Source organism: Streptomyces sp. NPDC007088, from assembly GCF_042869355.1.
In the GTDB taxonomy this organism is placed as follows: domain Bacteria; phylum Actinomycetota; class Actinomycetes; order Streptomycetales; family Streptomycetaceae; genus Streptomyces.
In genome coordinates, this window is sequence record NZ_JBIAFO010000007.1 from 273,917 (window position 1) to 299,079 (window position 25,163).

The 25,163-nt window shown below is 73.9% G+C and carries 19 protein-coding genes; 10 read left to right on the forward strand and 9 right to left on the reverse strand.

The features are described 5' to 3' along the window. The first annotated feature begins 226 nt into the window (after positions 1-226). Positions 227-1,540, forward strand: coding sequence for a citrate synthase (locus ACFYMP_RS14150; RefSeq protein ID WP_388855801.1), 1,314 nt, complete (start codon positions 227-229; stop codon positions 1,538-1,540). Positions 1,541-2,467: 927 nt separating this feature from the next. Here ACFYMP_RS14150 and ACFYMP_RS14155 read toward each other — a convergent pair. The 3 genes from ACFYMP_RS14155 to ACFYMP_RS14165 form a co-directional block, all read right to left on the reverse strand. After that, positions 2,468-4,837: a heavy metal translocating P-type ATPase gene (locus ACFYMP_RS14155; protein ID WP_388855805.1), complete on the reverse strand. Its 2,370-nt coding sequence runs from the start codon at positions 4,835-4,837 to the stop codon at positions 2,468-2,470. Positions 4,838-4,969: 132 nt separating this feature from the next. Further along, positions 4,970-5,215, reverse strand: coding sequence for a heavy-metal-associated domain-containing protein (locus ACFYMP_RS14160; RefSeq protein WP_388855808.1), 246 nt, complete (start codon positions 5,213-5,215; stop codon positions 4,970-4,972). A 116-nt stretch (positions 5,216-5,331) separates the two neighbouring features. After that, positions 5,332-6,264 (reverse strand): PrsW family intramembrane metalloprotease, encoded by a 933-nt coding sequence (locus ACFYMP_RS14165; RefSeq protein WP_388856071.1) that lies wholly within the window; start codon positions 6,262-6,264, stop codon positions 5,332-5,334. Between the two features lie 323 nt (positions 6,265-6,587). On the opposite strand from ACFYMP_RS14165, the gene ACFYMP_RS14170 reads away from it, so the two are divergent. Beyond that, positions 6,588-7,616: a zinc-binding dehydrogenase gene (locus tag ACFYMP_RS14170; protein WP_388855811.1), complete on the forward strand. Its 1,029-nt coding sequence runs from the start codon at positions 6,588-6,590 to the stop codon at positions 7,614-7,616. 18 nt (positions 7,617-7,634) lie between these two features. On the opposite strand, the gene ACFYMP_RS14175 is transcribed toward ACFYMP_RS14170, so the two are convergent. From ACFYMP_RS14175 to ACFYMP_RS14185, 3 genes are all read right to left on the reverse strand, one after another. Beyond that, entirely contained in the window at positions 7,635-7,832 is a 198-nt protein-coding gene (locus ACFYMP_RS14175; protein ID WP_388855813.1) for a MerR family transcriptional regulator, read from the reverse strand. Positions 7,833-8,299: 467 nt separating this feature from the next. Beyond that, on the reverse strand, positions 8,300-8,833 hold the full coding sequence (locus tag ACFYMP_RS14180) for an NUDIX hydrolase (protein WP_388855816.1): 534 nt from the start codon (positions 8,831-8,833) through the stop codon (positions 8,300-8,302). A 315-nt stretch (positions 8,834-9,148) separates the two neighbouring features. After that, the gene (locus tag ACFYMP_RS14185; protein ID WP_388855819.1) at positions 9,149-10,063 is read right to left on the reverse strand and encodes a sugar phosphate isomerase/epimerase family protein; all 915 of its coding nucleotides are present in this window, start codon (positions 10,061-10,063) and stop codon (positions 9,149-9,151) included. 198 nt (positions 10,064-10,261) lie between these two features. Between ACFYMP_RS14185 and iolC the strand changes: the two genes are divergently transcribed. The 7 genes from iolC to ACFYMP_RS14220 all read left to right on the forward strand — a co-directional run bounded on the left by iolC (position 10,262) and on the right by ACFYMP_RS14220 (position 20,620). Next, entirely contained in the window at positions 10,262-11,236 is a 975-nt protein-coding gene (gene iolC, locus ACFYMP_RS14190; RefSeq protein WP_388855822.1) for a 5-dehydro-2-deoxygluconokinase, read from the forward strand. Positions 11,237-11,267: 31 nt separating this feature from the next. Next, on the forward strand, positions 11,268-12,239 hold the full coding sequence (locus tag ACFYMP_RS14195; protein WP_388855825.1) for a deoxyribose-phosphate aldolase: 972 nt from the start codon (positions 11,268-11,270) through the stop codon (positions 12,237-12,239). Beyond that, a complete protein-coding gene (gene iolB, locus ACFYMP_RS14200) occupies positions 12,236-13,189 on the forward strand; it encodes a 5-deoxy-glucuronate isomerase (protein WP_388855828.1) in 954 nt (317 codons plus the stop codon). Before ACFYMP_RS14195 ends, iolB begins: the two co-directional genes overlap by 4 nt. Continuing rightward, positions 13,186-15,162, forward strand: a complete 1,977-nt coding sequence (gene iolD, locus ACFYMP_RS14205) for a 3D-(3,5/4)-trihydroxycyclohexane-1,2-dione acylhydrolase (decyclizing) (protein WP_388855831.1) — start codon at positions 13,186-13,188, stop codon at positions 15,160-15,162. Before iolB ends, iolD begins: the two co-directional genes overlap by 4 nt. Positions 15,163-15,207: 45 nt before the next feature. Beyond that, positions 15,208-16,707, forward strand: coding sequence for a CoA-acylating methylmalonate-semialdehyde dehydrogenase (locus ACFYMP_RS14210; RefSeq protein ID WP_388855834.1), 1,500 nt, complete (start codon positions 15,208-15,210; stop codon positions 16,705-16,707). 203 nt (positions 16,708-16,910) lie between these two features. Next, the gene (locus ACFYMP_RS14215; RefSeq protein ID WP_388855837.1) at positions 16,911-19,709 is read left to right on the forward strand and encodes an alpha/beta fold hydrolase; all 2,799 of its coding nucleotides are present in this window, start codon (positions 16,911-16,913) and stop codon (positions 19,707-19,709) included. Then, complete coding sequence (locus tag ACFYMP_RS14220; RefSeq protein WP_388855840.1) at positions 19,706-20,620, forward strand: ABC transporter permease; 915 nt, start codon at positions 19,706-19,708, stop codon at positions 20,618-20,620. Before ACFYMP_RS14215 ends, ACFYMP_RS14220 begins: the two co-directional genes overlap by 4 nt. Before the next feature lie 34 nt (positions 20,621-20,654). Here the strand turns inward: ACFYMP_RS14220 and ACFYMP_RS14225 are convergent, their stop codons facing one another. The 3 genes from ACFYMP_RS14225 to ACFYMP_RS14235 form a co-directional block, all read right to left on the reverse strand. Then, positions 20,655-22,040: an FAD-dependent oxidoreductase gene (locus ACFYMP_RS14225; protein ID WP_388855843.1), complete on the reverse strand. Its 1,386-nt coding sequence runs from the start codon at positions 22,038-22,040 to the stop codon at positions 20,655-20,657. 340 nt (positions 22,041-22,380) lie between these two features. Next, positions 22,381-23,085 carry a hypothetical protein gene (locus ACFYMP_RS14230; RefSeq protein ID WP_388855846.1) on the reverse strand — a complete coding sequence of 235 codons (705 nt, stop codon included), beginning with the start codon at positions 23,083-23,085 and terminating at the stop codon, positions 22,381-22,383. After that, complete coding sequence (locus ACFYMP_RS14235; protein ID WP_388855849.1) at positions 23,082-23,840, reverse strand: sigma-70 family RNA polymerase sigma factor; 759 nt, start codon at positions 23,838-23,840, stop codon at positions 23,082-23,084. Before ACFYMP_RS14235 ends, ACFYMP_RS14230 begins: the two co-directional genes overlap by 4 nt. 320 nt (positions 23,841-24,160) lie before the next feature. Between ACFYMP_RS14235 and ACFYMP_RS14240 the strand changes: the two genes are divergently transcribed. Continuing rightward, a complete protein-coding gene (locus ACFYMP_RS14240; RefSeq protein ID WP_388856074.1) occupies positions 24,161-24,925 on the forward strand; it encodes an SAM-dependent methyltransferase in 765 nt (254 codons plus the stop codon). The last annotated feature ends 238 nt before the right edge of the window (positions 24,926-25,163 follow it).

Consider the following 25,163-nt stretch of genomic DNA (forward strand, 5'->3'; position numbering starts at 1 on the left):
ACCCCGCCGTGACCTCGCCGGACACCGTACGGAAAAATGATCGATCAAAGCGGTGGGAAACATCACCCCGCCCTTCCGCAACCGGAGACCAAGCGGCAGTATGGCAAGGCTCGGCGGCACTGAGTGCCGCCAATAGGGCCAATGGTCGGCCCCGAGTGCACTTTCCTCGGCCAAATGGGGGAAGGTAGAGACAGTCAGGGCACCTCGAAGAAGAGGCACTACGTCGGTGAGGGATGACGTGAGCGAGAAACGCGACAACGACGCGGTAGTACTGCGGTACGGCGACGGCGAGTACACCTACCCGGTGGTCAACAGCACCGTCGGCGACAAGGGCTTCGACATCGGGAAGCTCCGCGCCCAGACCGGTCTGGTGACCCTGGACAGCGGATACGGCAACACCGCCGCGTACAAGTCCGCGATCACCTATCTGGACGGTGAGGAGGGCATCCTCCGGTATCGCGGCTACCCCATCGAGCAGCTTGCCGAGCACAGCAGCTTCCTCGAGGTGGCGTACCTGCTCATCAACGGTGAGCTTCCGCAGGTCGACGAGTTGTCGGCCTTCAAGAACGACATCACGCAGCACACCCTGCTGCACGAGGACGTCAAGCGGTTCTTCGACGGCTTCCCGCGCGACGCCCATCCGATGGCCATGCTGTCCTCCGTGGTCAGCGCGCTGTCGACGTTCTACCAGGACAGCCACAACCCGTTCGACGAGCAGCAGCGCAACCTGTCGACGATCCGGCTCCTGGCCAAGCTTCCGACGATCGCCGCCTACGCGTACAAGAAGTCCGTGGGCCACCCGTTCGTCTACCCGCGCAACGACCTCGGCTACGTCGAGAACTTCCTGCGCATGACGTTCTCCGTGCCGGCCCAGGAGTACGAGCTCGACCCGGTCGTCGTCTCGGCGCTCGACAAGCTGCTCATCCTGCACGCGGACCACGAGCAGAACTGTTCGACCTCCACGGTGCGCCTGGTCGGCTCCTCGCAGGCGAACATGTTCGCCTCGATCTCCGCCGGCATCAACGCGCTGTGGGGCCCGCTGCACGGCGGCGCCAACCAGTCGGTGCTGGAGATGCTGGAAGGCATCAAGGAGTCCGGCGGCGACGTCGACACCTTCATCCGCAAGGTGAAGAACAAGGAAGACGGTGTGAAGCTCATGGGCTTCGGACACCGTGTCTACAAGAACTTCGACCCCCGGGCGAAGATCATCAAGTCCGCGGCGCACGACGTGCTCTCCGCGCTCGGCAAGTCCGACGAGCTGCTGGACATCGCGCTCAAGCTGGAGGAGCACGCGCTGGCCGACGACTACTTCGTCGAGCGCAAGCTCTACCCGAACGTGGACTTCTACACCGGTCTGATCTACCGGGCGATGGGCTTCCCCACCGAGATGTTCACCGTGCTGTTCGCGCTGGGCCGCCTGCCGGGCTGGATCGCGCAGTGGCACGAGATGATCAAGGAGCCGGGGTCGCGCATCGGGCGCCCGCGGCAGATCTACACGGGTGTCGTCGAGCGCGACTTCGTGCCGGTCGAGCAGCGCTGAGCGGGGTTCCCCCGCGGTAATGAGGCGGCGTCGTTTCTCCCCGTGGCGGGGGGAGCGGCGCCGTTGCGTTGTCCGGGGGCGATCGGCCCTCCGGGCCTCTCGTCCTCAAGCGCCGGACGGGCTCGATATACGGCCTTCGGTATATGGCCTTCGGTCTCGTCCTCAGACGCCGGACGGGCTCGATGAACGGCCTTCGGCCTTGTCCTCAAGCGCCGGACGGGCTCGATGAACGGCCTTCGGCCTTGTCCTCAAGCGCCGGACGGGCTCGATGAACGGCCTTCGGCCTTGTCCTCAATCGCCGGACGGGCTCGACAGGGCCGCGCGGTCACCCATGGAGCCCGTCCGGCGATTGAGGACGCGAGGCCCGGAGGGCCGAGAACCCACTCGTGCGGACACCCATCAAGCCCGTCCGGCGATTGAGGACGCGAAGGCCGGAGGGGCAAGAGGTCCCGTACCCGGTCACCCACAGAGCCCGTCCGGCGATTGAGGACACGCGGGCCGGCCCGGAGGGCGGACACGCCTCCGGGCCCGCGCGACAAGCGAAAGGCGCCCCGCCACTGGTCCCCCCACGGGCCAATGGTCAGGGCGCCTTCCCTGTGCCCCGGGATCGGATTCCCCCCACGGGATCCGGCCGGGCGTCTGTGGTGCGCGGTCCGCCGGGACGCGTACGCGCGGGAGGGCCGCTCAAGCTCCCCGGCGGCACGTCGCCCCGGCTGTCGCTGTCGAGAACGTCCCCCAAGACGTCCTCGGCTGCCGGAGAACGCCCCCCAAGACGTTGCCCGGCATGCCGTTAGACCCACGAGCAGGGCTCATGGTTACCTACGGATCTGTGTGATCTGCGTCTCTCTCCCTTCCGGGCGCGCGACCTGAACCACGCGAAGACCCGGACCTTGAGATCCGGGCCTTAGCGTAAGGGGGTTGCGGGGGCTATGTGAAGGTCCTGAGGCGAAGACTGTTGGTCACTACGAAGACCGAGGAGAAGGCCATGGCCGCCCCGGCGATCATGGGATTGAGCAGACCGGCCGCCGCGAGCGGGATCGCCGCGACGTTGTAGCCGAAGGCCCAGAACAGATTGCCCTTGATCGTTCCGAGGGTCCGGCGGGACAGCCGGATCGCGTCGGCCGCGACCCGCAGGTCGCCCCGGACCAGCGTCAGGTCACCGGCCTCGATCGCCGCGTCCGTACCCGTGCCCATCGCCAGGCCCAGATCGGCGGTGGCGAGCGCCGCCGCGTCGTTGACGCCGTCGCCCACCATCGCCACCGTCCGGCCCTCGGACCGCAGCCGGCGCACGACCTCCACCTTGTCCTCGGGCAGGACGTCGGCGACGACCTCCTCGATGCCGACCTCCCGGGCCACCGCCTCGGCGACCGCCCTGTTGTCACCGGTCAGCAGGACCGGGTGCAGGCCGAGGGCGCGCAGCCGCGTCACGGCCTCCGCGCTCGTCTCCTTCACCGCGTCCGCGACCGTCAGGAGCCCGCGTACCGTCTCCTTCTCCTCGTCCGGGGCCGCCCAGGCCACGAGGACCGCCGTGGCGCCCTGAGCCTCCGCCCGCGCCTTCGCCTCGGCCACCGCCGCCGGGAGGTCCAGGTCCGCCATCAGACGGTCCCGGCCGACCCGCACACGGTGCCCCTCGACCGTGCCGCGCACCCCGCGCCCGGCCAGGTTCTCGAACCCCGCCACGGGCGGCAGCGCGCCCACCCGCCGCTCGGCGCCCTCCGCGAGAGCGCGCGCCACCGGATGCTCCGAGGCGTGCTCCAGGGCGCCCGCGAGGCGCAGCAGCTCGTCCTCGTCCACGCCGGGGGCGGGCAGCGCCGCCCGCAGCCGCATCCGCCCGGTCGTCACGGTGCCCGTCTTGTCGAGGACGACGGTGTCCACCGCCCGCGTCGACTCCAGGACCTCGGGGCCCTTGATCAGGATGCCGAGCTGCGCGCCGCGCCCCGTACCGACCATGAGGGCCGTCGGCGTCGCGAGGCCCAGGGCGCACGGGCAGGCGATGATCAGGACCGCGACGGCGGCGGCGAACGCACCCGTCACGTCGTCCGTCGCGAGCAGCCGGCCGACGAGCGTGCCGAGGGCGATCAGGAAGACGACCGGGACGAAGACCCCGGCGACCCGGTCGGCGAGCCGCTGCACCCGCGCCTTGCCGTTCTGCGCGTCCTCGACCAGGCGGGCCATGCGGGAGAGCTGCGTGTCGGAGCCGACCCGGGTCGCGCGCACCACGAGGCGGCCCGAGGTGTTGACGGTCGCCCCGGTGACCGCGGAGCCCGGGGCCACGTCGACCGGCACCGACTCCCCGGTGAGCATCGAGGCGTCGACCGCCGACTCGCCCTCCTCCACGGTGCCGTCGGTGGCGATCTTCTCGCCGGGCCGTACGAGGAAACGGTCGCCGGTGCGCAGCGCCCCGACCGGGACCCGCACCTCGCGGCCCTCCCGCAGGACGCCGACGTCCTTGGCGCCCATCTCCAGGAGCGCCCGCAGCGCCGCCCCCGCGCTGCGCTTGGAGCGGGCCTCCAGGTAGCGGCCGAGCAGGATGAAGGTCACGACCCCGGCCGCGACCTCCAGGTAGATCGTCGAGGCGCCGTCCGAGGGGCTCGCCGTGAAGTCGAAGCCGTGCCGCATCCCCGGCATCCCCGCGTGGCCGAGGAACAGGGCCCACAGCGACCAGCCGAAGGCGGCGAGGGTACCGACCGAGACCAGGGTGTCCATCGTGGCGGCGCCGTGCCGGGCGTTGGTCCACGCGGCCCGGTGGAAGGGCAGCCCGCCCCATACGACGACGGGTGCCGCGAGGGTCAGTGACAGCCACTGCCAGCTGTCGAACTGGAGTGGCGGGACCATGGCGAGCAGGACCACCGGGAGGGACAGGACCGCCGAGACCGTGAGCCGCTGCCGCAGGGCCGCGAGCCGCGCCCGCGCCGGGGAGGCGGGCGCGCCGGCGCCCGGGGGCGCATCGGTGGCGGGTCCCGCGGCCGGCCGCGCCGCCCCCCGCTCCTGATCCGGCTCCGGGGCGGGCTCGGGCTCGGGGCGCCGGACCGGCTCGGCGGTGTAGCCGGTCTTCACGACGGTCGCGACGAGGTCGTCCACGGCGACTCCGCCGCGGTAGGAGACCTTCGCCTTCTCGGTCGCGTAGTTGACCGAGGCGACGACGCCCTCCATCCGGTTGAGCTTCTTCTCGACGCGCGCCGCGCACGCGGCGCAGGTCATCCCCCCGACGGCGAGTTCCACCTCGGCCGCGGGGGCGCCCGGCCCTCCCGGCGGCGCTATGTCCGGCTGCTCGGAGTCCTGGAGCGGCGTGCTCATGGGGCTGCCTTCCACTGGGGGGCGTCTGCTGACGGTCGGTTCATAGCTGACGGTCGGTTCATAGGGGTACGGGGCAGGGGTATGCCGGAGCGGGCGGACGGCCCGGAGCGGGCCGCCCGTCCGGAGTCCCGGTCAGACCGTGCCGGCCAGCTCGTAACCGGCCTCGTCCACGGCGGCGCGCACGGCGGCCTCGTCCAGCGGGGCGGCCGAGTCCACCGCGACCTCGCCGCGCGCGGCCGAGGCGCGCACCCCGGTGACGCCGGCCAGCTCCTTCAGCTCCGCGGTGACCGCGCCCTCGCAGTGGCCGCAGGACATCCCGGTGACCCGGTAGACGGTGGTGACGGAGGCGGTGGCGTCGGTGGCGGACTGCGCGGTCATGGTGTGTCTCCTCGTCGGGCGGGAGCGGGGCGCGGGCCCCGCGTGGCAACGGCGTAGCGTGCCGGGAGTGACCCGAGGGGTACCCGGGATTTCCCGACACTCACCACACTATACCCCTAGGGGGTATCGATCCAGCGGCTGGACGCCGCGGCGTGGTCCTGTGGGCCGCTCGTCGCCCCGGCGTTCCAGGTCGGGTCGCGGCGCGCCATCGCCCGGCCCCACGCCGCGGCGATCAGCGTGATGAGGACCAGCCCGCCCGCAGAGAACGCCAGGTACAGCCGCCGCTGCTCCGCGTCCGCCCCGCTCAGGAAGTCCGGGGTCGGGGTCGACAGGGTCACCGCCCGGCCGGTCACCACCGACACCAGCCACAGCGCGATCCCGTGCGTCGAGTCCCACAGCGCGTGCAGCGCCGAGACCCCGAGGTAGGCGAGGAGCAGGCCCCAGCCCGGACGATAGCGCCCGTCCGGCCCGCGGTGCGCGAGCAGCACCGCGCCCGCGAGCGCCGTCCACAGCCCGTGGCCGAACGGAGTGAGCACCCCGCGCAGGATCTCGGTCTGGAGCAGGGAGCGCAGGTCGAGGCCGTTCAGCGAGAGCGCCGCGTTGAAGGCGTACCCGGAACTCTCGAAGGCCGCGAAGCCGAAACCGACCGCCCCGCCCAGTACCGCCCCCGCGCGCGGGCCGTACAGCCACTTCGCGTGCCGTACGAGCCACATCAGGACGAGCAGCTTCACCGCCTCCTCGATGAGCCCCACCCCGGCGTACGCGCCGACCGAGGGGTGCAGCAGGAAGTACTCGGCGAGCGAGGCCCCCAGTACCCCGAGCACCCCGCCCGACACGAAGCAGCTCAGCAGCGCGTGCACGCCCAGGCCCGCCCCGTGGCGCTCGTAGGCCCACAGCGCGAAGGTCACCGGGACGAGGAAGCTGCCCAGCAGGATCAGCGTCGGCAGCAGCGTCGTGTTCCGCGTCGCCCAGGTCACCGCCGCCGTCAGCGCCCACAGCAGCGCCCCGATCCACAGGCAGTGCCGCCACAGACCCGGCCGGACGGCCATCCCGTCCGCGTACGGGACCGGCTGCGGGGGAGGGGTGGGCGCGGGGGCCGGGGGCTGGGTCACGAGCGGTCTCCGGGGGTGGTCCGGGGAGGGCGGAGGCGTACCCGGGTGTTCCGGGTGTTCCGGGTGTTACGGGTGGTACGGGGTGTTCCAGGTATCCGAGGACGTTTCGTTTGAGGAGGGGCGTGTGCCCGGATCTTAGGGCGGTCCGGGCGTCCGGCCCGGCCCCCTCGGTCCACGCCGCGCCGTACGGGTTACCGTCGCGTCCCAGAAGCCCCGCCGCCCACGCGCGGACGGACGGGACCGGGACGGGTGGAGGAGTCATGCGGGCAGTCGTGTTCGAGCGGTTCGGGGAGCCGGCGCGGGTGCGGACGGTCCCCGATCCCGCGCCCGCCCCGCACGGCGCCGTGGTGCGTGTCGAGGCCAGCGGGCTGTGCCGCAGCGACTGGCACGGCTGGCAGGGCCACGACCCGGACATCCGGCTGCCGCACGTCCCCGGGCACGAACTCGCCGGAGTCGTGGCGGCCGTAGGGCCCGGCGTGCGGCGCTGGCGGGCGGGCGACCGGGTCACCGTGCCCTTCGTGTGCGCGTGCGGCACCTGTCCGTCCTGCGTCGCCGGACGGCAGGAGGTGTGCGAACGGCAGACCCAGCCCGGGTTCACGCACTGGGGCTCCTTCGCCGAGTACGTCGCCCTCGACCACGCCGACGTCAACCTCGTCGCCGTCCCCGAGGACCTGTCCTGCGCGGCGGCGGCCTCGCTCGGCTGCCGTTTCGCGACCGCCTACCGGGCGGTGCTCGCGCGCGGCAGGGCCGCGCCCGGCGAGTGGGTCGCCGTGCACGGCTGCGGCGGCCTCGGGCTGTCCGCCGTGATGATCGCCGTAGCGGCCGGCGCCCGGGTCGTCGCCGTCGACGTGCGCGAGGAGGCGCTGCGCCTCGCCGCCGCCTGCGGGGCCGACGTGTGCGTCGACGCGCGCGCGGGCGACCCGGCCGAGGCCGTCCGCGAGGCGACCGGCGGCGGTGCCCACGTGTCCCTCGACGCGCTCGGCTCCGCCGCGACCTGCGCCGCCTCGGTGCGCGGTCTGCGCCGCCGGGGCCGGCACGTGCAGGTCGGCCTGCTGCCCGAGGACCCGGCCGTGCCCCTCGGACGTGCCCTCGCGCTGGAACTCGAACTCCTCGGCAGCCACGGCATGGCCGCGCACGCCTACCCGCCGATGCTCGACCTCGTACGCTCCGGCCGGCTGCGCCCCGGACTGCTCGTCACCGACACGATCCCCCTGGAGGCGGCCCCCGCCGCACTCGCCGCGATGGGCTCACCGGGCGGTCCGGGCGGGGTCCGGGTCGTCCTCCCCTAGGTCGTCCCTAGGCGCCGGTCAGCGTGAGCGGTGCCGGTTGCCGGGCCGGTTCGCCACCCACGTGCGGATGGTGTCGGGGTACCAGTACGGCCGCCCGCCGATCGTGCGGTCCGGCGGGGGCAGCACGCCCTGTTTGCGGTAGGAGCGCACCGTGTCCGGGCGCACCTGGATGTGCGCGGCGATCTCGTTGTACGACCAGAGGTCCGGGCCGGTCATGCGGGCACCTCCCTGCGTACGCCTCAGTGGCGGTCCGGGTCGAGCCGCCGGGGGACTGGGCGCGTGACGAGCAGCCAGCCTGGGCCGAACGGGTGGCCCGGGACGCGTGCCCGGCGCGACCGTGAGCGGGTCGTGGCCGAATCCGGATGCTCCTGGGACGGATGTGACACAAGCGGCTCTTTTGTCGTACGACCGTGACAGAGCGGGCGTATGGACTGATTATCCGCTCCGACCGGGGCCGACGGAACACCCGGGAGGGCGAGAAGACGACGAGAGGGAGAGGGCAGCAAGAAGGGTGCGGCCGTGCGGTGGCCCGAGCTTGGGCGTACGCGTGCCCTCGCCGCCGGTCCGAACCTCGGACTCGGGCAGACCTGAGCCGGTGCCGAAGCGCTGCTTCACCGAGGCCCTCGGTCCGGCCACGGCCAATGCTTTGGCTCGCGTGAGCCTCCGGGCCCGCATACCCCAGGTCAGTGGATCGCCTCGTCCATGAGGACGTAGAGCAGCCCGACGAGGGAGCCGCTGCTGACGATCTCGCGACGGTCGATCATGCCCCGCACGTCGGCCAGCGGGATCCACTCGATCCGGTCCGACTCGTTCTTCTCGGTCGGCGGGCCCTCGTACGTCGCCCCATCGGCCCGGAAGACGTGGTGCTGGGAGTCGGTGATGCCGTTGGCCGGCTCGGCGTAGATGAGTGACTTGATCGGGCCAGGTCGCCAGCCCGTCTCCTCAAGCACCTCACGAGCTGCTGCTTCCGCCGGGCTCTCGCCTTCCTCGACCAGCCCCATGGGCAGCTCCCACGCCCAGGCGTCCGTGATGAAGCGGTGCCGCCACATCATCAGAACCTCATGCCGCTCGTTGACCACGGCGGCCACGGCCAGGTGCCGAAGCCTGACGACGTGGTGCTCCCAGCGGTTTCCGTCCGGGGTCTCGATGTCGGTGAGCCACAGGTTCACCCAGGCGTTCTCGTAGACCGGACGTTCCCCGTGGATCTTCCACTGCATCGCTGCGGCCCCTCTCGATCGGCCACCAGCATCGCAGAGCGGCGACTGACCGAGGCCCAATTCAGCTCCGCATCACGTCAGATTGACGAAAACTGGCGCTTCTGACTCCACAGGGTCGCGACCTCGTGTCGGGGGCCCGCCCCCGTCCGTCCGGGGCAGTCGCGTCGGCCGGCCCCGGATCCGGGGCCGGCCTCGCCGGCGTCCGCCGGCGGCTCCCGGCGTCGCACCGGTCCGGACGGCGCCAGCCGGTAGCCGTGGGTAGCGCGGCCCCCCGGGGTGGCGCGGCCGTTCGCTCCCGGGCGGGGCTACGTGTTGTCAGGCGCCGCAGGATCGCAGGAAGGCCCGGGTGCGCGCGGCCACCGGCAGGGGGCGGTCCGGCGGGCAGGGGTACATGTCCTGCTCGACGATCGCGAACAGGTCCACGTCCAGCGCCCGCACCGCCTCCAGTACGGGCTCCAGCGCGGGCACCCCGAGCGGCGGCTCGCACATCACCCCGCGTCCCACCGCCGGGCCGAACGGCAGGTCCTGCGCGCGTACCGCCGCCAGCACCTCCGGGTCGACCTGCTTGAGATGCAGGTAGCCGATCCGCTCCCCGTACGTCTCGACGAGCCTGACGCTGTCCCCGCCGCAGTAGGCGTAGTGACCCGTGTCCAGGCACAGCGAGACGAGGTCGGGCTCGGTCGCGTCGAGGAACCGCGCGACGTTCTCCTCCGTGTCGATGTGCGTGTCCGCGTGCGGATGCACCACGACACGCAGACCGAAACGCTCCCGCACCTCGTGCGCCAGGCGCTCCGTCTGCCGCGCCAGGTCGTGCCACTGCGTCGCCGTCAGCGTCCGGTCCTCCAGGACCCGGCCCGTCTTGTCGTCCCGCCAGAAGGAGGGGATCACCACGAGGTGAGAGGCGTTCAGGTCCCGGGCCAGGGCGGCGATCCGCTCGACGTGCTCCCACGTCGACTCCCACACGGCCGGACCGTGGTGCAGCCCCGTGAAGACGGTGCCCGCCGACACCTTCAGGCCGCGCGCCGCCGTCTCCCGCGCCAACAGGGCCGGATCGGTCGGCAGATAGCCGTACGGGCCCAGCTCGATCCACTCGTACCCGGCGACGGCCACCTCGTCGAGGAACCGGGTCCACGGCACCTGGCGCTCGTCCTCGGGAAACCACACCCCCCAGGAGTCGGGGGCGGAACCGATCCGGAGACGGGACTGCGGGGGCACCTCGGTGTCAGCCATGCGGTCCACCTTCCCCAGCGCGCCGAAAAGGTGTCAAGAACGGCGCGTACGGGCCCGGCGGGGCGGATACCGGCACGGCGTGGCGGCGGGCAGGGCCGGGCGCGCCGCGTCGTCCAGGTCCGTATGTCAGGACAAAAGGTTGACACGCCGCACCCGTGACGGCTAGACCTGGGACCGGGCGAACCGAAGGGGTCATGGATGGAGCCCGAGCCGTACGAGCTGATCACCATGGGCCGCATCGGCGTGGACCTCTACCCACTCCAGAGCGGGGTCCCGCTCGCCCGGGTCGAGACCTTCGGCAAGTTCCTCGGCGGCTCCGCGACCAACGTCGCCGTCGCCGCCGCCCGCCTCGGCCGCCGCACCGCCGTCGTCAGCCGCACCGGTGACGACCCGTTCGGCGCCTACGTCCACGAGCAGTTGCGCCGCTTCGGCGTCGACGACCGCTGGGTCACCCCCGTCCCCGGGCTGCCCACCCCCGTCACCTTCTGCGAACTCTTCCCGCCCGACGACTTCCCGCTGTACTTCTACCGCCGCCCCAAGGCCCCCGACCTGGAGCTGCACCCGGGGGAACTCGACCTCGACGCGCTGCGGTCCGCGCGGATCTTCTGGATGACCGGGACCGGCCTGAGCGAGGAACCCAGCCGCGCCACGACCCTCGAAGCGCTCGCCGCCCGCTCGGCCGGGCCGCCCGGAGCGCGGCGCACCGCGACCGTCTTCGACCTCGACTGGCGCCCCATGTTCTGGTCCGAGCCCGGGAGCGCCCGCCCGCACTACGCCGCCGCCCTCGCCCACGCCACCGTCGCCGTCGGCAATCTGACGGAGTGCGAGGTCGCCACCGGCGAGAGCGAACCGCGCGCCGCCGCCGAGGCGCTGCTCGCCGCCGGAGTCGAACTCGCCGTCGTCAAACGCGGCCCCGGGGGCGTCCTCGCCGTCCACCGGGACGGCACCGTGGTCGACGCCGCCGCCGTCGAGGTCGAGGTCGTCAACGGGCTCGGCGCCGGGGACGCCTTCGGCGGGGCGCTGTGCCACGGACTGCTCGACGGACTGCCCCTGGAGGAGACCGTGCGGTACGCGGGCGCCGCCGGGGCCATCGTCGCCTCCCGGCTGGAGTGCTCCTCCGCGATGCCCTTCCCGCACGAGGTCGCCGCGGCCCTCGAAGGCACCCGCCCGTGAGGCACCGGCCGGCCTCGGCGGGGGAGCGCCCGTGACCGGCGTCGACCTCGCCGGACTGGCCCGCGTGCGCGCCGAACACCCCGAGGCGGTCGCCGAGGCCGCCGCGCGCCGGGTGCGGCGCCCGCTCGTCCTGCCGGGGCGCGGGCTGCTCGTCGTGGCCGCCGACCACCCCGCGCGCGGGGTGCTCGGCGCCGGGCCCGACCCCTTCGCGATGGCCAGCCGCCGCGAACTCCTCGACCGGCTGTGCCTCGCCCTCGCCCACCCCGGAGTGGACGGCGTCCTCGGGAGCGCCGACGTGCTGGACGACCTGCTGCTGCTCGGCGCCCTCGACGGCAAGGTCGTCATCGGCTCCATGAACCGGGGCGGCCTCGCCGGTTCCGTCTTCGAGGCCGACGACCGCTTCACCGGCCCCCGCCCCGCCGACCTCGTGCGCTCCCGCTACGACGCCGGGAAGATCCTGCTGCGCATCGACCCCGCCGACCCCGGGACGCTGCGCACCCTGCACACGGCGGCCCGCACCGTGGACGAGATGGCGCGGGCCCGGCTGCCCGTGTTCCTCGAACCCTTCCTCAGCCGGCGCGAGGGCGGAGTGCTGCGCAACGACCTCGGTGCGGGCGCCGTCACCCGCTCCATCGCCGTCGCCTCCGGACTCGCCGGGACCTCCGCCTACACGTGGCTCAAGGTCCCCGTCACCGAGGACCCGGCCGACATGGAGCGCGTCATGGAGACCTCCGCGCTGCCCGCCGTCCTCCTCGGCGGGGAGAGCGCGGCCACCCCGGCGGAGCAGGAACGCGCGTACGACAGGTGGCGGCGGGCGCTGCGGCTGCCGACCGTGCGCGGCCTCGTCGTGGGCCGCGCACTGCTCTACCCGGCGGACGGGAACGTGGCCGGGGCGGTCGACACCGCCGCCGGACTGCTCGCCTCCGCCTTTGGCGGGGTAGGGGCATCCCAGGGGCCCCTCGGGGCCCGTGATGTGCTCGGGCGGCAGAAAGGCCCCGGATGACGACCGACAGCGACGGCGGACGAGCCGTCAGCCCCCCCGCGCGCGCGGGGACCGGCGCCGGGGACGGACACACCCTCGGCCCCCACGTGCGCGCGGGCACCGAAGCCGGGGACGGGTACGCCCTCGACCTCGGCCCCGGGCGGACCGGACTGCGCCACACCGCGCTGCGCGTCCTCGACCTGCCGCCGGGCGGGCGCCACGAACTGTCCACCGGCGCGTACGAATGGGTACTCCTGCCGCTCACCGGCGGGGGTACCGTTCGCGTGGACGGGGAGAAGTTCACCCTGCGCGGCCGCACCGGCGTGTTCGACGGGGTCAGCGACTTCGTCTATCTGCCGCGTGCGGCACACGCCCAGATCTCCTCCGGCGCGGGAGGCCGTTTCGCTTTGGCAGGAGCGAACTGCGGGCGACGACTCCCCGCCCGTTACGGCCCCGCGCCGGAGGTCCCCGTCGAACTGCGCGGCGCGGGACCGTGCAGCCGGCAGGTCAACAACTTCGCCGCCGCCGGGGTCTTCGACTGCGACTCGCTGATCGCCGTCGAAGTCCTCACCCCCGGCGGCAACTGGTCCTCCTACCCCCCGCACAAGCACGACGAGGACAAGCCGGGCCGCGAGAGCGAACTGGAGGAGATCTACTACTTCGAGATCGCCGGGCCCGGCGGCCACGCCTACCAGCAGGTCACGCCCTCGCGGCCCGGCGGCACCTCGCTGCTGACGGAGATCCACGACGGCGACACCGTGCTCATCCCCGACGGCTGGCACGGCCCCTCCGTCGCCGCGCCCGGACACGACCTGTACTACCTCAACGTCATGGCGGGCCCCGGCGCCGCGCGCGAGTGGCTGATCAGCGACCACCCCGGGCACGCAGCGATCCGCGACACCTGGAGCGAACAGCCCCTCGACCCGAGACTCCCGCTCACCACCGCACCCGAAGCGGAGACCCCGGCATGAGCAGCAGCCCCGCCCCCGAAGAGCCCGGCACCCCCCAGGAGAAGCCCCCCGGCACCCGGCGGCTCACCGTCGCCCAGGCCCTCGTCGTCTTCCTCTCCCGGCAGTTCACCGAACGCGACGGCACCCGGCAGCGGCTCATCGAGGGCATGTGGGGGATCTTCGGCCACGGCAACGTCGCGGGCCTCGGCCAGGCCCTGGTCCAGTACGCCGCCTCGGAAACCGCCGCGTACCCCCTGCCCTTCCACCAGGGCCGCAACGAACAGGCCATGGTGCACGCCGCGACCGGCTTCGCGCGGCACCGCAGGCGGCTGTCCACGATGGCCGTCACGACCTCGATCGGACCGGGCGCCACCAACCTCGTCACCGGCGCCGCGCTCGCCACCGTCAACCGGCTGCCCGTCCTGCTGCTGCCCGGCGACGGCTTCGCCCGCCACCCCGCCGACCCCGTCCTCCAGCAGCTCGAACACCCGGGGGCCGGGGACATCAGCGTCAACGACTGCCTGCGGCCCGTCTCCCGCTGGTTCGACCGCGTGAGCCGGCCCGAGGCGCTGATCCCCGCCGCGCTCCAGGCCATGCGGGTGCTCGCCGACCCCGCGGAGACCGGCGCCGTGACCCTCGCCCTCCCGCAGGACGTCCAGGCCGAGGCGTACGACTGGCCCGAGGAGTTCTTCGCGGAGCGCACCTGGCGCGTGCGCAGGCCGCAGCCCGAACCCGCCGAACTCGACGCCGCCGCCGAGGCGATCCGCGCCGCGCGCCGCCCCCTGCTCGTCGCGGGCGGCGGGGTGCGCTACAGCCAGGCCGAGGAGGCGCTGCGCGCGTTCGCCGAGGCCACCGGCGTCCCCGTCGCCTCGACCCAGGCCGGGAAGGGCGCCCTGCGCCACGACCACCCCGCCGACGTCGGCGGCATCGGCCACACCGGCACCGCGACCGCCGACGAACTCGCGCGCGCCGCCGACCTCGTGATCGGCGTCGGCACCCGCTACACCGATTTCACGACCGCCTCCGGGACCCTGTTCGAGGGCGGCGCGCGCACCGGCGGGGACGGGGTGCGCTTCGTCAACCTCAACATCACGGGCTTCGACAGCCACAAACTGGGCGCCCTGCCGCTGGTCGCCGACGCCCGCGCCGGACTCGAAGCGCTCACCGAACGGCTCGGCGACTACCGCGTGGACGCCGCCGAGATCGCGCAGTACACCCTCGACAAGGCGCTGTGGGAGGAGCGCGTCGACGGCTACACCCAGCCGCAGAGCGGGGACATCTCCGACCTCGTACGCCCCAGCCAGGCGCATGTCGTCGGCGCCCTCCAGTCCGTCGTCGACGACACCGACGTCATCGTCAACGCGGCCGGCTCCCTCCCCGGCGACCTGCACAAACTGTGGCGGGCCAGGTCCCCGCTCCAGTACCACGTCGAGTACGGCTACTCCTGCATGGGTTACGAGATCCCCGCCGCCCTCGGCGTCGCGCTCGCCGCCCCCGGCACCCCCGTGTGGGCGCTCGTCGGCGACGGCACCTACCTCATGATGCCGACCGAACTGGTCACCGCCGTCCAGGAGAACATCCCGGTCAAACTCGTCGTGCTGCAGAACCACGGCTACGCCTCGATCGGCGGCCTCTCCCGCCAGGTCGGCGCCGAGGGCTTCGCCACCGCCTACCGCTACCGGCGCACCGACGGCTCCTACACCGGCGCCCCGCTGCCCGTGGACCTCGCCGCGAACGCCGAGAGCCTCGGCATGCGGGTGCTGCGGGTACGGACCGTGCGGGAGACCCGCGAGGCGCTCGCCGAGGCGCGCGAGGCGGACCGTCCCACATGTGTCTACGTCGAGACCGAAACGGCAGACAGAGTGTCCGGGGTGCCCACGGCCCAGGCGTGGTGGGATGTGCCGGTGGCCGAGACCGCGACCCTCCCGTCGACGGTCCGGGCCCGGCAGGAGTACGAACGGCACGACGCCGACCGCCGCCGCCACCACCTGTAGCACGGGCGCGGCGCCCCGGCCCCGCTCGTCAGAAAGGTGACCGCAATGAAGACCGTCCACCACTGGATCGGCGGCAAGTCCGTCGAGGGCACCTCGGGCCGCTCCGGGCCGGTGACCGACCCGGCCACCGGGGCCGTCACCACGCGCGTCGACTTCGCCTCGGCCGACGAGGTGGACACCGCCGTCGCCGCCGCCAGGTCCGCGTACGCGACCTGGGGCACCTCCTCGCTCGCGCAGCGCACGAGCGTCATGTTCCGCTTCCGCGCCCTGCTCGACGAGCACCGCGAGGAGATCGCCGCGCTCATCACCGCCGAACACGGCAAGGTGCGCTCCGACGCGCTCGGCGAGGTCGCGCGCGGGCTGGAGATCGTCGACCTGGCCTGCGGGATCACGACACAGCTCAAGGGCGAACTGTCCACCGAGGTCTCCGGCCGCGTGGACGTCGCCTCGATCCGGCAGCCCCTCGGCGTCGTCGCCGGCATCACGCCGTTCAACTTCCCCGCGATGGTCCCGATGTGGATGTTCCCGCTGGCCCTGGCCTGCGGCAACACCTTCGTGCTCAAGCCCTCGGAGAAGGACCCCTCGGCCTCCGTGCGGCTCGCCGGACTCCTCGCCGAGGCCGGGCTGCCCGACGGCGTGTTCAACATCGTGCACGGGGACAGGGTCGCCGTCGACCGGCTCCTGGAGCACCCGGACGTCGCCGCCGTCTCCTTCGTCGGCTCGACCCCGGTCGCCCGTCACATCCACCGCACCGCCACCGGGCACGGCAAACGCGTCCAGGCCCTCGGCGGCGCCAAGAACCACATGCTGGTGCTGCCCGACGCGGACCTCGACGCCGCCGCCGACGCCGCCGTCTCCGCCGCGTACGGCTCCGCCGGGGAGCGCTGCATGGCGATCTCCGCCGTCGTCGCGGTCGGCGCGAGCGGCGACGCGCTGGTCGCGAAGATCAAGGAGCGCGCCGCACGCGTCACCATCGGCCCCGGCACCGACCCGGCCTCCGAGATGGGCCCCCTCATCACCAGGGCGCACCGCGACAAGGTCGCCTCCTACGTCACCGGGGCCGCCGCCCAGGGCAGCGAGGTCCTCCTCGACGGCACCGGGTTCACCGTCGAGGGCCACGAAGAGGGGCACTGGATCGGACTGTCCCTCCTCGACAAGGTGCCCACCGACTCCGACGCCTACCGCGACGAGATCTTCGGCCCGGTCCTCGTCGTGCTGCGCGCCGAGACCTACGACGAGGGCCTCGCGATCATCAACGCCTCCCCGTACGGCAACGGCACCGCGATCTTCACCCGCGACGGGGGCGCCGCCCGCCGCTTCCAGCTGGAGGTCGAGGCCGGGATGGTCGGCGTCAACGTGCCGATCCCGGTCCCGGTCGGCTACCACTCCTTCGGCGGCTGGAAGGACTCCCTCTTCGGCGACCACCACGTCTACGGCAACGACGGCGTGCACTTCTACACGCGCGGCAAGGTCGTCACCACCCGCTGGCCCGACCCGGCCGACGCGCCCACGGGCGTGGACCTCGGGTTTCCCAGCGGCCACTGAGCCGCGGCGCCCGCCCGCCGAAACGCCCCCTCCCACGGTGTGAGCCTTCGCACGCCGGGCCCCGGTATACGGCCCGGCGGCGGGGGCAGGCGGGCCGTACCGCCGTCCCCCCTGCACTCGTACGGGTGTACGGCGTGCGGGTCGGGGAGGAGTTGTCCACAGGGCGTGCGGGGCTGTCCCTCGCGGCCCGTACCGTGGGCGCCATGGATCTGAGACCGCCCAGGCGGGACGGGCCCCGGGCCGGTGGTGCGCCCCTGAAGCGGGGCCGTGCCGCACGCCTGACGACCTGTCTGCTCGCCGCCCTCCTCACCCTCGCCGGGACGCTCCTGCCGGTGGCGCCCGCCGCCGCCGACTCCGGCGTGCACCGCGCCGACGCGTTCCGGACCATGCCGGGCGGGGTGCGGATCGACACCTCGTACTTCACCGCGGGCGACCCGGGCCGCAAGCGGCCCGCCGTGCTGCTCGCGCACGGCTTCGGCGGCAGCAAGGCCGAGCTGCGCCCGCAGGCCGAGAAGCTGGCCCGCGAGGGGTACGCGGTGCTGATCTGGTCGGCGCGCGGCTTCGGGCGGTCCACCGGCCGCATCGGCCTCGACGACCCGAAGGGCGAGGTCGCCGACGTCTCGCGGCTGATCGACTGGCTCGCGAAGCGACCGGAGGTCCAGCTCGACGCCAAGGGCGATCCCCGGGTCGGCGTGACCGGCGCCTCCTACGGCGGCGCGGTCTCGCTGCTCGCGGCCGGCCACGACCGGCGCGTCGACGCGATCGCCCCGCAGATCACGTGGTGGGACCTGCGCGAGGCGCTGTTCCCCCACGGCGTGTTCAAGAAGCTGTGGGCCGGGATCTTCTTCACCTCCGGCTCCGCCGACATCGGCTCGCGCCCCAGCGCCGTCGGCATCGGCTGCGGCCGTTTCGAGGACGAGCTGTGCGCGATGTACCGCAGGGTCGCGGTCGCCGGGAAACCGGACGCCGCCGCCCTGAGGCTGCTCAGGGAACGCAGCCCCCTCGCGGTCGGCGAGAACATCAAGGTGCCCACGTTCATCGCGCAGGGCCAGAGCGACTCGCTGTTCCCCCTCGGGCAGGCCGACGCGATGGCCCGGCGGATCAGGGCCAACGGCGCCCCCGTGGCCGTCGACTGGATCGCGGGCGGGCACGACGGCGGCGACATGGAGGTCCCGCGCGTCTCGGAGCGCATCGCCCACTGGTTCGACCGCTACCTCAAGAAGGACACCTCGGTCGACACCGGGCCCGCCTTCCGCATCTCCCGCACCGGCGGCGTCGACGCGACGGACGGCGCCTCCCGGCTCAGCGGCGTCGACAGCGCGAAGTACCCGGGCCTGACCGGCGGCGTACCGGCCCGGGGCACCGGCGAGAGCGACCAGGACACCCCGGGCGAGGCCGCGACCGGGCGGGAGACCGCGACCGGCTCCGGACTGCGCGAGCGGCGGATCAGGCTCGGCACGGCCCGCGAGGTCTTCAGCAACCCGCCGGGCGGTTCCCCGCCCGCCATCTCCGCCGTACCGGGCCTCGGCGGTTCGCTCGCCGAACTCGCCGACCGGGCCGGACAGGGCCTCGCCCTCGACTTCCCCGGCCAGTTCGCCCGCTTCAACTCCGCGCCGCTGAAGGAGAACCTGCGCATCACCGGGACCCCGACGGTACGTGCCCGCGTACAGTCCGGCACCGGCGAGGCCGTGCTCTTCGCGAAGCTCTACGACGTGAGCGCGGACGGCAAGCAGCAGGTGCTGCCCTCCCAGCTCGTCACCCCGCTGCGCGTCGAGAACGCCAAGGCGGGCCGGACGGTGAACATCACGCTGCCCGCCGTCGACCACGAGGTACGGCGCGGCCACACCCTGCGCCTCGTCCTGTCCGCGACCGACCTCGGCTACGCCTCCCCGGCCGCGCCCGCGACCTACGCGGTCACCCCGGTGAGCGCGCTGAGCGTGCCGAGCCTGCCGGACACCGAGACCGACACGGCCGCGCTGCCCGCCTGGGTGTGGGCGCTGCCCGCGGCCGGAGCCGTGATCGCCCTCGCCGTCCTGCTGCTCGGACGCCGCCGCACCACCGCGCCCGCGCCCGATCCGGCGCTCGCCGGGGTGCCGCTGCGCATCACCGGCCTGAGCAAGCGGTACGCGCGCTCCGCCGACCGGTACGCGGTGCGCGAGCTGTCCTTCGAGGCCGGGCGCGGACAGGTGCTCGGCCTGCTCGGGCCGAACGGCGCGGGCAAGACGACGACGCTGCGCATGCTCATGGGCCTCATCACGCCCGACGAGGGCGAGATCCGCGTCTTCGGGCACGCCGTGCGGCCCGGCTCCGCCGTCCTGTCACGGGTCGGCTCCTTCGTGGAGGGCGCCGGGTTCCTGCCGCACCTCAGCGGCCGGGAGAACCTGGAGCTGTACTGGCGGGCGACCGGACGCCCCGCCGAGGACGCCCACCTGGAGGAGGCCCTGGAGATCGCCGGTCTCGGCGACGCCCTCCAGCGCGCCGTACGCACCTACTCGCAGGGCATGCGGCAGCGCCTGGCCATCGCGCAGGCCATGCTCGGCCTGCCCGACCTGCTGATCCTTGACGAACCGACCAACGGCCTCGACCCGCCCCAGATCCGCGAGATGCGCGAGGTCATGATCCGGTACGCGGCGGCCGGGCGCACCGTGATCGTCTCCAGCCACCTGCTGTCCGAGGTCGAGCAGTCCTGCACGCACCTCGTCGTCATGGACCGGGGCCGGCTGGTGCAGGCCGGGCCCGTCGAGGAGATCACCGGCTCCGGGGACACCCTGTTCGTGGGCCTGGCCCGGGAGATCCCGGACGCGCTGGCGGAGAAGGTCGCGGCCCTCCCCGGCCTCGCCTCCGCGGCGCGCGCCGAGGGCGGACTGCTCCTCGCGCTCGCCGGGACGAACGCCGCCGACCTCGTCCCCGAACTCGTACGGCTCGACGTGCCGGTGGCCTCGGTGGGGCCGCACCGGCGCCTGGAGGACGCCTTCATGCATCTGATCGGAGCACGGGCATGAGTGAGGTCACCGAGCTGCCCGGAGGGGCGGCGCCCGGCGGCGGCGCCTCGCCCGCCCCCGCGCCCGCCGCCCCCGGCTACCGGGCCCGGCACACGCTGCCGCTGCGCGTCGAGGCGCGACGGCAGGTGCGCAGACGGCGGACCTACGTGGTCGCGGCGGTCCTCCTGCTGCTGCCCTTCGTGCTGGCCGTCGCCTTCGCGGTGGGCGGCACGCCCGGCGGCGGGGAGAGCGGCTCCCCGCGCGTCAACCTGATGGACACCGCGACCCGGTCCGGGGCGAACTTCGCCGCCGTGTGCCTGTTCGTGTCCGCCGGGTTCCTGCTCGTCGTGCCGGTCGCCCTGTTCTGCGGGGACACGGTCGCCTCGGAGGCCGGCTGGTCCTCCCTGCGCTACCTGCTCGCCGCCCCGGTGCCCCGGGCCCGGCTGCTGCTGAGCAAACTCGTGGTCGCGCTGGCCTTCAGTCTCGCCGCGATCCTGCTGCTGCCGCTCGTGGGCCTGGTCCTCGGCGGGCTGCTGTACGGCTGGGGGCCCCTGGAGCTGCCGACCGGGGGCGCGCTGACCGGATCGGACGCCGTGGGGCGGCTCGGGATCGCCATCGCCTACCTCTTCGTCTCCCAACTGGTCACCGCCGCCCTCGCGTTCTGGCTGTCCACGCGGACCGACGCGGCGCTCGGGGCGGTGGGCGGAGCGGTCGGGCTGACCATCATCGGCAACGTCCTCGACGCGGTCACCGCCCTCGGGCACTGGCGCGAGTTCCTGCCCGCGCACTGGCAGTTCGCGTGGGTGGACGCCCTCCAGCCGGACCTGTCCTTTGACGGCATGGCCAAGGGCGCCGCGGTCTCGGTGGCCTACGCGCTCGTCCTTTTCGCCTTCGCGGTAAGAGGGTTCGCACGCAAGGACATCGTGTCCTGAGCACACCGGGGGGCCCTGCCTCGCGCTCCTCCTGCTACTCCGGCCCCGCGAAAGGCGGTTCGGCCGGGGTCGGGCCGATGCCGGGCCGCAGGGCGCGGACCGCCACGCGCGGACGGAAGAAGTACGAGGGCGGGGCCTGGAGCGTGAGCACCTTGCGGTAGGCGTCGCCGAGGACGCGGTCACCGGGCACGCGCTGCTGGATACGCGCGAGATAGCGGCCGGTGAGCGCGTCCAGCGGGCCCTGCCGGGTGTTGGAGAGCTCGGCGCCGGGCACGGCGCGGTCGGCGCCCGCCGAGATGTCCCACGCCGGGCCCGCGACCGCCGCGAGGGCGCGCTGGACCCTGCGGGTGCTCGGTACCCGGGAAGGGTCGGCGAGCGCGTCGCGCAGCGCGAGGGCGCCGAGCGCCGCGACCGCCATGCCCTGACCGTAGATCGGGTTGAAGGTGCACAGCGCGTCTCCCATGGCGAGGAAACCCGCCGGGGTGCGGCCCTCGGCGTAGTGCCGGCGGACGTTCGCCGTGCGCCGCGCCCCGTAGACGGGGGAGTCGGGCACCGCAGCGCTGATCCAGTCCCGCAGATGCGGGTGCGGGTAGCGGGAGGCGAAGTCGAGGAGCCCTTCCTCGTCCGTCGGGGGACGGCTGCCGCGTGGACCGGCGAGGCTCGCGAACCAGCGGCCGTCCTCGACGCGCAGCACCACGCCCGTCAGCGGCTGCCGCGCGTCCGGCAGCACGTAGAGGCAGTCGTAGGAGGGATCGGGCTGCCCCTCCGGGAGGCGGAACAGGCGGCTCGCGTAAGCGAGTCCGGTGTCGATGGACTCCTCGCGCGGGCGGTCGGCGCCCAGTTCGGCGAGCCAGTCCGGGGCCGGGGAGGACCGCCCGGAGGCGTCCACGACGAGGTCGGCGGCCAGTTCGCGGACGGGGGCGTCCGTCGCGCCCCGGGCCCGCAGCCGTACCCCGGTGACCCGGCGCGCGTCGCCCAGGAGGCCGACGACCTGGGTGCCTTCGACCACGTCCACACCGCCCGCGGCGGCCACCTGTTCCCGCACGGTCGCGTCCAGCAGCGTGCCGGTGCAGGCGAACAGGTGCGTACTGGCCGGGAACCGCCGGTACCAGCGGCCCGACTGCCACTGCACCATGTCCCGCGGCATGCCGACGAGGCGGGCGCCCCGCTCCCGCAGCAGCGCGACCGTGCCGGGCAGCAGCTCCTCAAGGGCCCGCCGGCCGCTGGGCAGGAGGACGTGGACGTGCCGGGACTGCGGGAGTCCGGGGCGGGGCGCCGGGACGTTTGGCCAGCGGTCGCGTTCCACGAGGGTCACTCGGTCCGCGTACCGGCTGAGCACCCGGGCGGCCAGCATCCCCGCCATCCCGCCCCCGATGACGACGGCGTGCCGTCGCCCCGGTCCGTTCTGGTTACCTGCCATGCGCGGAGTGTAAGGGGCCGGGAGCGACCGCCACGAGCGACGGCCGTTCGCACCACGCGAGATCCGGCCACCGGGGGCGGGTCCACCCCGGGCCGACTGCGCCGACCGCGCCGACCGCGCCGACCGCGCCGACTGGGCCCACCGGGCCCGCCGGGAGCGGTGCGTCGAGCCGGTCAATCCCGTTCCCCGGCGGAGGCAATCGGGAGCGCGCGCCCCGGTCGTTCGCCGGCCCGCCCCCGATCACACCAGGGTTCCGCCCGGGAACGGGCGCCCCGCGTGGCATAGGCGGCCGTGGCCTCGCCGCCGACCGGTTCCGTCCGGGAGAACGGGCGCCCCGCGTTCAGGGGCCCGAAGGGCTGAGCAGGCGGTGCAGGGAGGCGTCCGGGTGCGGCACCGGACCGTCCTCCTCCTCGGCCGGGGCGGTCGGCAGCCGGTTGACGACGCTCTCCAGGGCGGCCGGCAGTGAGGGGTGGCGGCGCTCCCGGCACTGTGCGAGCAGCCGGTTGCGCACCTCCTCCGACAGGCCGGGGGGCGTCCCCCGGCCCGTCGCCGGAGTCCGGCGCGGCCCCGGGGCCGCCGGGGGCGCTATCCGCCGGGAGCGCTCGCGCCACCGCTCGGCGTCCCGGAACTCGGCCCGTGAACGGTGCAGCAGGGCCAGGCAGAACGCGGCCGTACGGCTCCCGCCCTCCGCCGCCTGCCGCCACCAGTAGGCCGCCGCGTCCCCCGCCCGCGTCAGGTGCAGCAACGCCCCGAAGACCAGGGCGCCGTGCGGGTCGCCGCCCTCGTCCAGCAGCCGGCGCAGGCTCGGCGCCGCCCCGGGCGCGTCCACGACCAGGGCCACCGCGAGATCCAGATCGTGCGCGGCCTGCTCGTGCGCCGAGGGGAACACATCGGGGGCCGGGCGCACGGCCGAGGCGGGCGGGGGTGGCGGCACGGGGGCGCGGCCCAGCCTGCGCCGGGCCTCGGCCACCGGGTACGCGCCGTGCAACACCTCGGCGCCCGCGAGCAGTTCGTCCACCTGCGCGCGGCCCCGCAGCCCGCTCATCGTCCCGCCCCGCCCTCCGCGTGCGGACGTCCGGGTCCGGTGTCCCGGTCGTCCCGCGCGGGCATGCCCAGGTCCGAGGCGATACGGCGCCGGGCCCGCCGGGCCTGGATGCGCACCGTCGCCGCCTCCGCGCCCAGGTAGTCGGCGACGTCCTCGACCGGGGTCCGCAGCACGTACAGCAGGACCACCAGATCGTACTGGCGCTCCGGCAGCCGCGAGATCACCCGGTACAGGCCGAGCGCGTCCTCCAGGGCCTCGAAGGGCTCCTTCCACTCCTCGCGCACGAGCCCGTCGACGGCGCTCAGGAAGGCCGAGGTGTGCACGAACGCCGGTTCCCGCTCGTGCAGTTCGAGCCAGCCGTGGATCTCGGCCTTCAGCACCCGCCACGCGTACCGCGACACCGAGTCCTGCCCGAGGACATGGGTCCAGCCGGCCCGCAGCCGGGCACAGACCGAACGCACCACGTGGTCCGCGTCCGCCTCGCCGACCTGCGTGTGCGCGTACCGCAGCCACAGCGACAGATGCGAGTCGGCGAAGGCGTCGAAGGTCAGGTCGGGACGGCGCGGCTCCAGCAGGGCCCGCAGTTCGTCGAGGGAGCGGGCACGGTCCTTGACCGCCTGGCCGCCACCGCGGTCCGCGGGCACCGCACCGGGAGCGGCCGCGGCGGGCCCGGTCAGGACGGGACCGGCGAGGGCGGCGTCGGCCGCCTGGGGCCCGCCCCTCACGGCCCGGTCCGTGGGCTGTTCACAGTTCACCGGCGTGACGCTCCGTTCGCCTGCGGGGCCTCGCCGGGGGTGGGGCGAGGATCTCGGCTCATTCAGTTGCCTCGGGTACCCGTATTTCTCTCGCGGTCCGGCTTCCGTGGGAAGTACCGGCCTGCCGGTACCACCCCTCGACATCCTGTCCGGTTCTCTCAACTTCCTCTCGTCACAGTACTTCTGACGGGACGTGTCCGTGGGCAGACTGTGAGCGATCAGCCTAGGCCGTACGGGTGAGGGAGGGGCCTCAATTGCCGGAGAACTACCCGGAGAACCACGCAGTCGACCTCGAACTGGACCGGGCGCACTCCGCCCGCATGTACGACTACTACCTCGGCGGGACGACCAACTTCCCGGCCGACCGGGAGGGCGCCGGGCGCGCGATGTCCGCCTTCCCCTCGATCCTCGCGACCGCCAGGATCAACCGGAGCTTCATGCACCGCTCGGTGCGCCTGCTCGCCCGTTCGGGGCTGGAACAGTTCCTCGACATCGGCACCGGCATCCCGACCTCCCCGAACCTGCACGAGGTCGCGCAGGCGGAACGGCCCGCCGCCCGCGTCGTCTACAGCGACAACGACCCGATCGTGCTGGCCCACGCGCGCGCTCTGCTGCACAGCACCCCGCAGGGCCGTACCGCCTACGTCCAGGCGGAGGCCACCGACCCGGCGGGACTGCTCGCCGCCCCCGGACTGCTCGCCACCCTGGACCTGGAGCGGCCCGTCGCGCTGAGCCTCAACGCGCTGCTGCACTTCGTGCCCGAGGACAAAGAGGCGTACGCGCTGGTCGAACACCTCAAGTCGGCGCTCGCGCCCGGCAGTACGCTCGCGATCAGCCACGTCACCCCCGAGTTCGACCCCGAGGGCATCGCCCGCCTCACCGAGGCGTACGCCGCCTCCGGCACCCCCGGCAAGGCCCGCGGCCGCGAGGAGATCGCCGCTCTCTTCGACGGCTGGGACCTCCTCGACCCCGGCCTGGTGCCGAGCCACGAGTGGCGCCCGGAGAGGGACGACAGCTTCTCCTCGTTCGGCGAGGTGAGCGCGAGGGAGGCGGCCTGCTACGCGGGGGTGGCGCGCAAACCCTGAGCCGGTGCGGCGGGGCGGCCGGGACGGCTCCGCCGCAGCCGGCCTCGCCGGGCGGGGACTTCTTCAGCGTCCGGCTCCGTCGCAGGGCCGCCCCGCCCGATCTCGTACCGGAAGGCGCCGAACCCCGAGGAGGGTGACGGTGCGGGCCGCCTTCAGCGCCCGAGCGAGCGCACCGGACCGCGCCACCGTGCCGGACAGGGCGTCGACCACGGCGTCGGTCCGCTCGGTCGAGGGCGCG

What these genes read in the sequence shown, in the direction of transcription:
- ACFYMP_RS14155 (WP_388855805.1), bottom strand. Translation starts at nt 4,837, where the DNA reads ATGAGCACGCCGCTCCAGGACTCCGAGCAGCCGGACATAGCGCCGCCG.
- ACFYMP_RS14160 (WP_388855808.1), bottom strand. Translation starts at nt 5,215, where the DNA reads ATGACCGCGCAGTCCGCCACCGACGCCACCGCCTCCGTCACCACCGTC.
- ACFYMP_RS14165 (WP_388856071.1), bottom strand. Translation starts at nt 6,264, where the DNA reads ATGGCCGTCCGGCCGGGTCTGTGGCGGCACTGCCTGTGGATCGGGGCG.
- ACFYMP_RS14170 (WP_388855811.1), top strand. Translation starts at nt 6,588, where the DNA reads ATGCGGGCAGTCGTGTTCGAGCGGTTCGGGGAGCCGGCGCGGGTGCGG.
- ACFYMP_RS14175 (WP_388855813.1), bottom strand. Translation starts at nt 7,832, where the DNA reads ATGACCGGCCCGGACCTCTGGTCGTACAACGAGATCGCCGCGCACATC.
- ACFYMP_RS14180 (WP_388855816.1), bottom strand. Translation starts at nt 8,833, where the DNA reads ATGCAGTGGAAGATCCACGGGGAACGTCCGGTCTACGAGAACGCCTGG.
- ACFYMP_RS14185 (WP_388855819.1), bottom strand. Translation starts at nt 10,063, where the DNA reads ATGGCTGACACCGAGGTGCCCCCGCAGTCCCGTCTCCGGATCGGTTCC.
- iolC (WP_388855822.1), top strand. Translation starts at nt 10,262, where the DNA reads ATGGAGCCCGAGCCGTACGAGCTGATCACCATGGGCCGCATCGGCGTG.
- iolB (WP_388855828.1), top strand. Translation starts at nt 12,236, where the DNA reads ATGACGACCGACAGCGACGGCGGACGAGCCGTCAGCCCCCCCGCGCGC.
- iolD (WP_388855831.1), top strand. Translation starts at nt 13,186, where the DNA reads ATGAGCAGCAGCCCCGCCCCCGAAGAGCCCGGCACCCCCCAGGAGAAG.
- ACFYMP_RS14210 (WP_388855834.1), top strand. Translation starts at nt 15,208, where the DNA reads ATGAAGACCGTCCACCACTGGATCGGCGGCAAGTCCGTCGAGGGCACC.
- ACFYMP_RS14215 (WP_388855837.1), top strand. Translation starts at nt 16,911, where the DNA reads ATGGATCTGAGACCGCCCAGGCGGGACGGGCCCCGGGCCGGTGGTGCG.
- ACFYMP_RS14220 (WP_388855840.1), top strand. Translation starts at nt 19,706, where the DNA reads ATGAGTGAGGTCACCGAGCTGCCCGGAGGGGCGGCGCCCGGCGGCGGC.
- ACFYMP_RS14225 (WP_388855843.1), bottom strand. Translation starts at nt 22,040, where the DNA reads ATGGCAGGTAACCAGAACGGACCGGGGCGACGGCACGCCGTCGTCATC.
- ACFYMP_RS14230 (WP_388855846.1), bottom strand. Translation starts at nt 23,085, where the DNA reads ATGAGCGGGCTGCGGGGCCGCGCGCAGGTGGACGAACTGCTCGCGGGC.
- ACFYMP_RS14240 (WP_388856074.1), top strand. Translation starts at nt 24,161, where the DNA reads ATGTACGACTACTACCTCGGCGGGACGACCAACTTCCCGGCCGACCGG.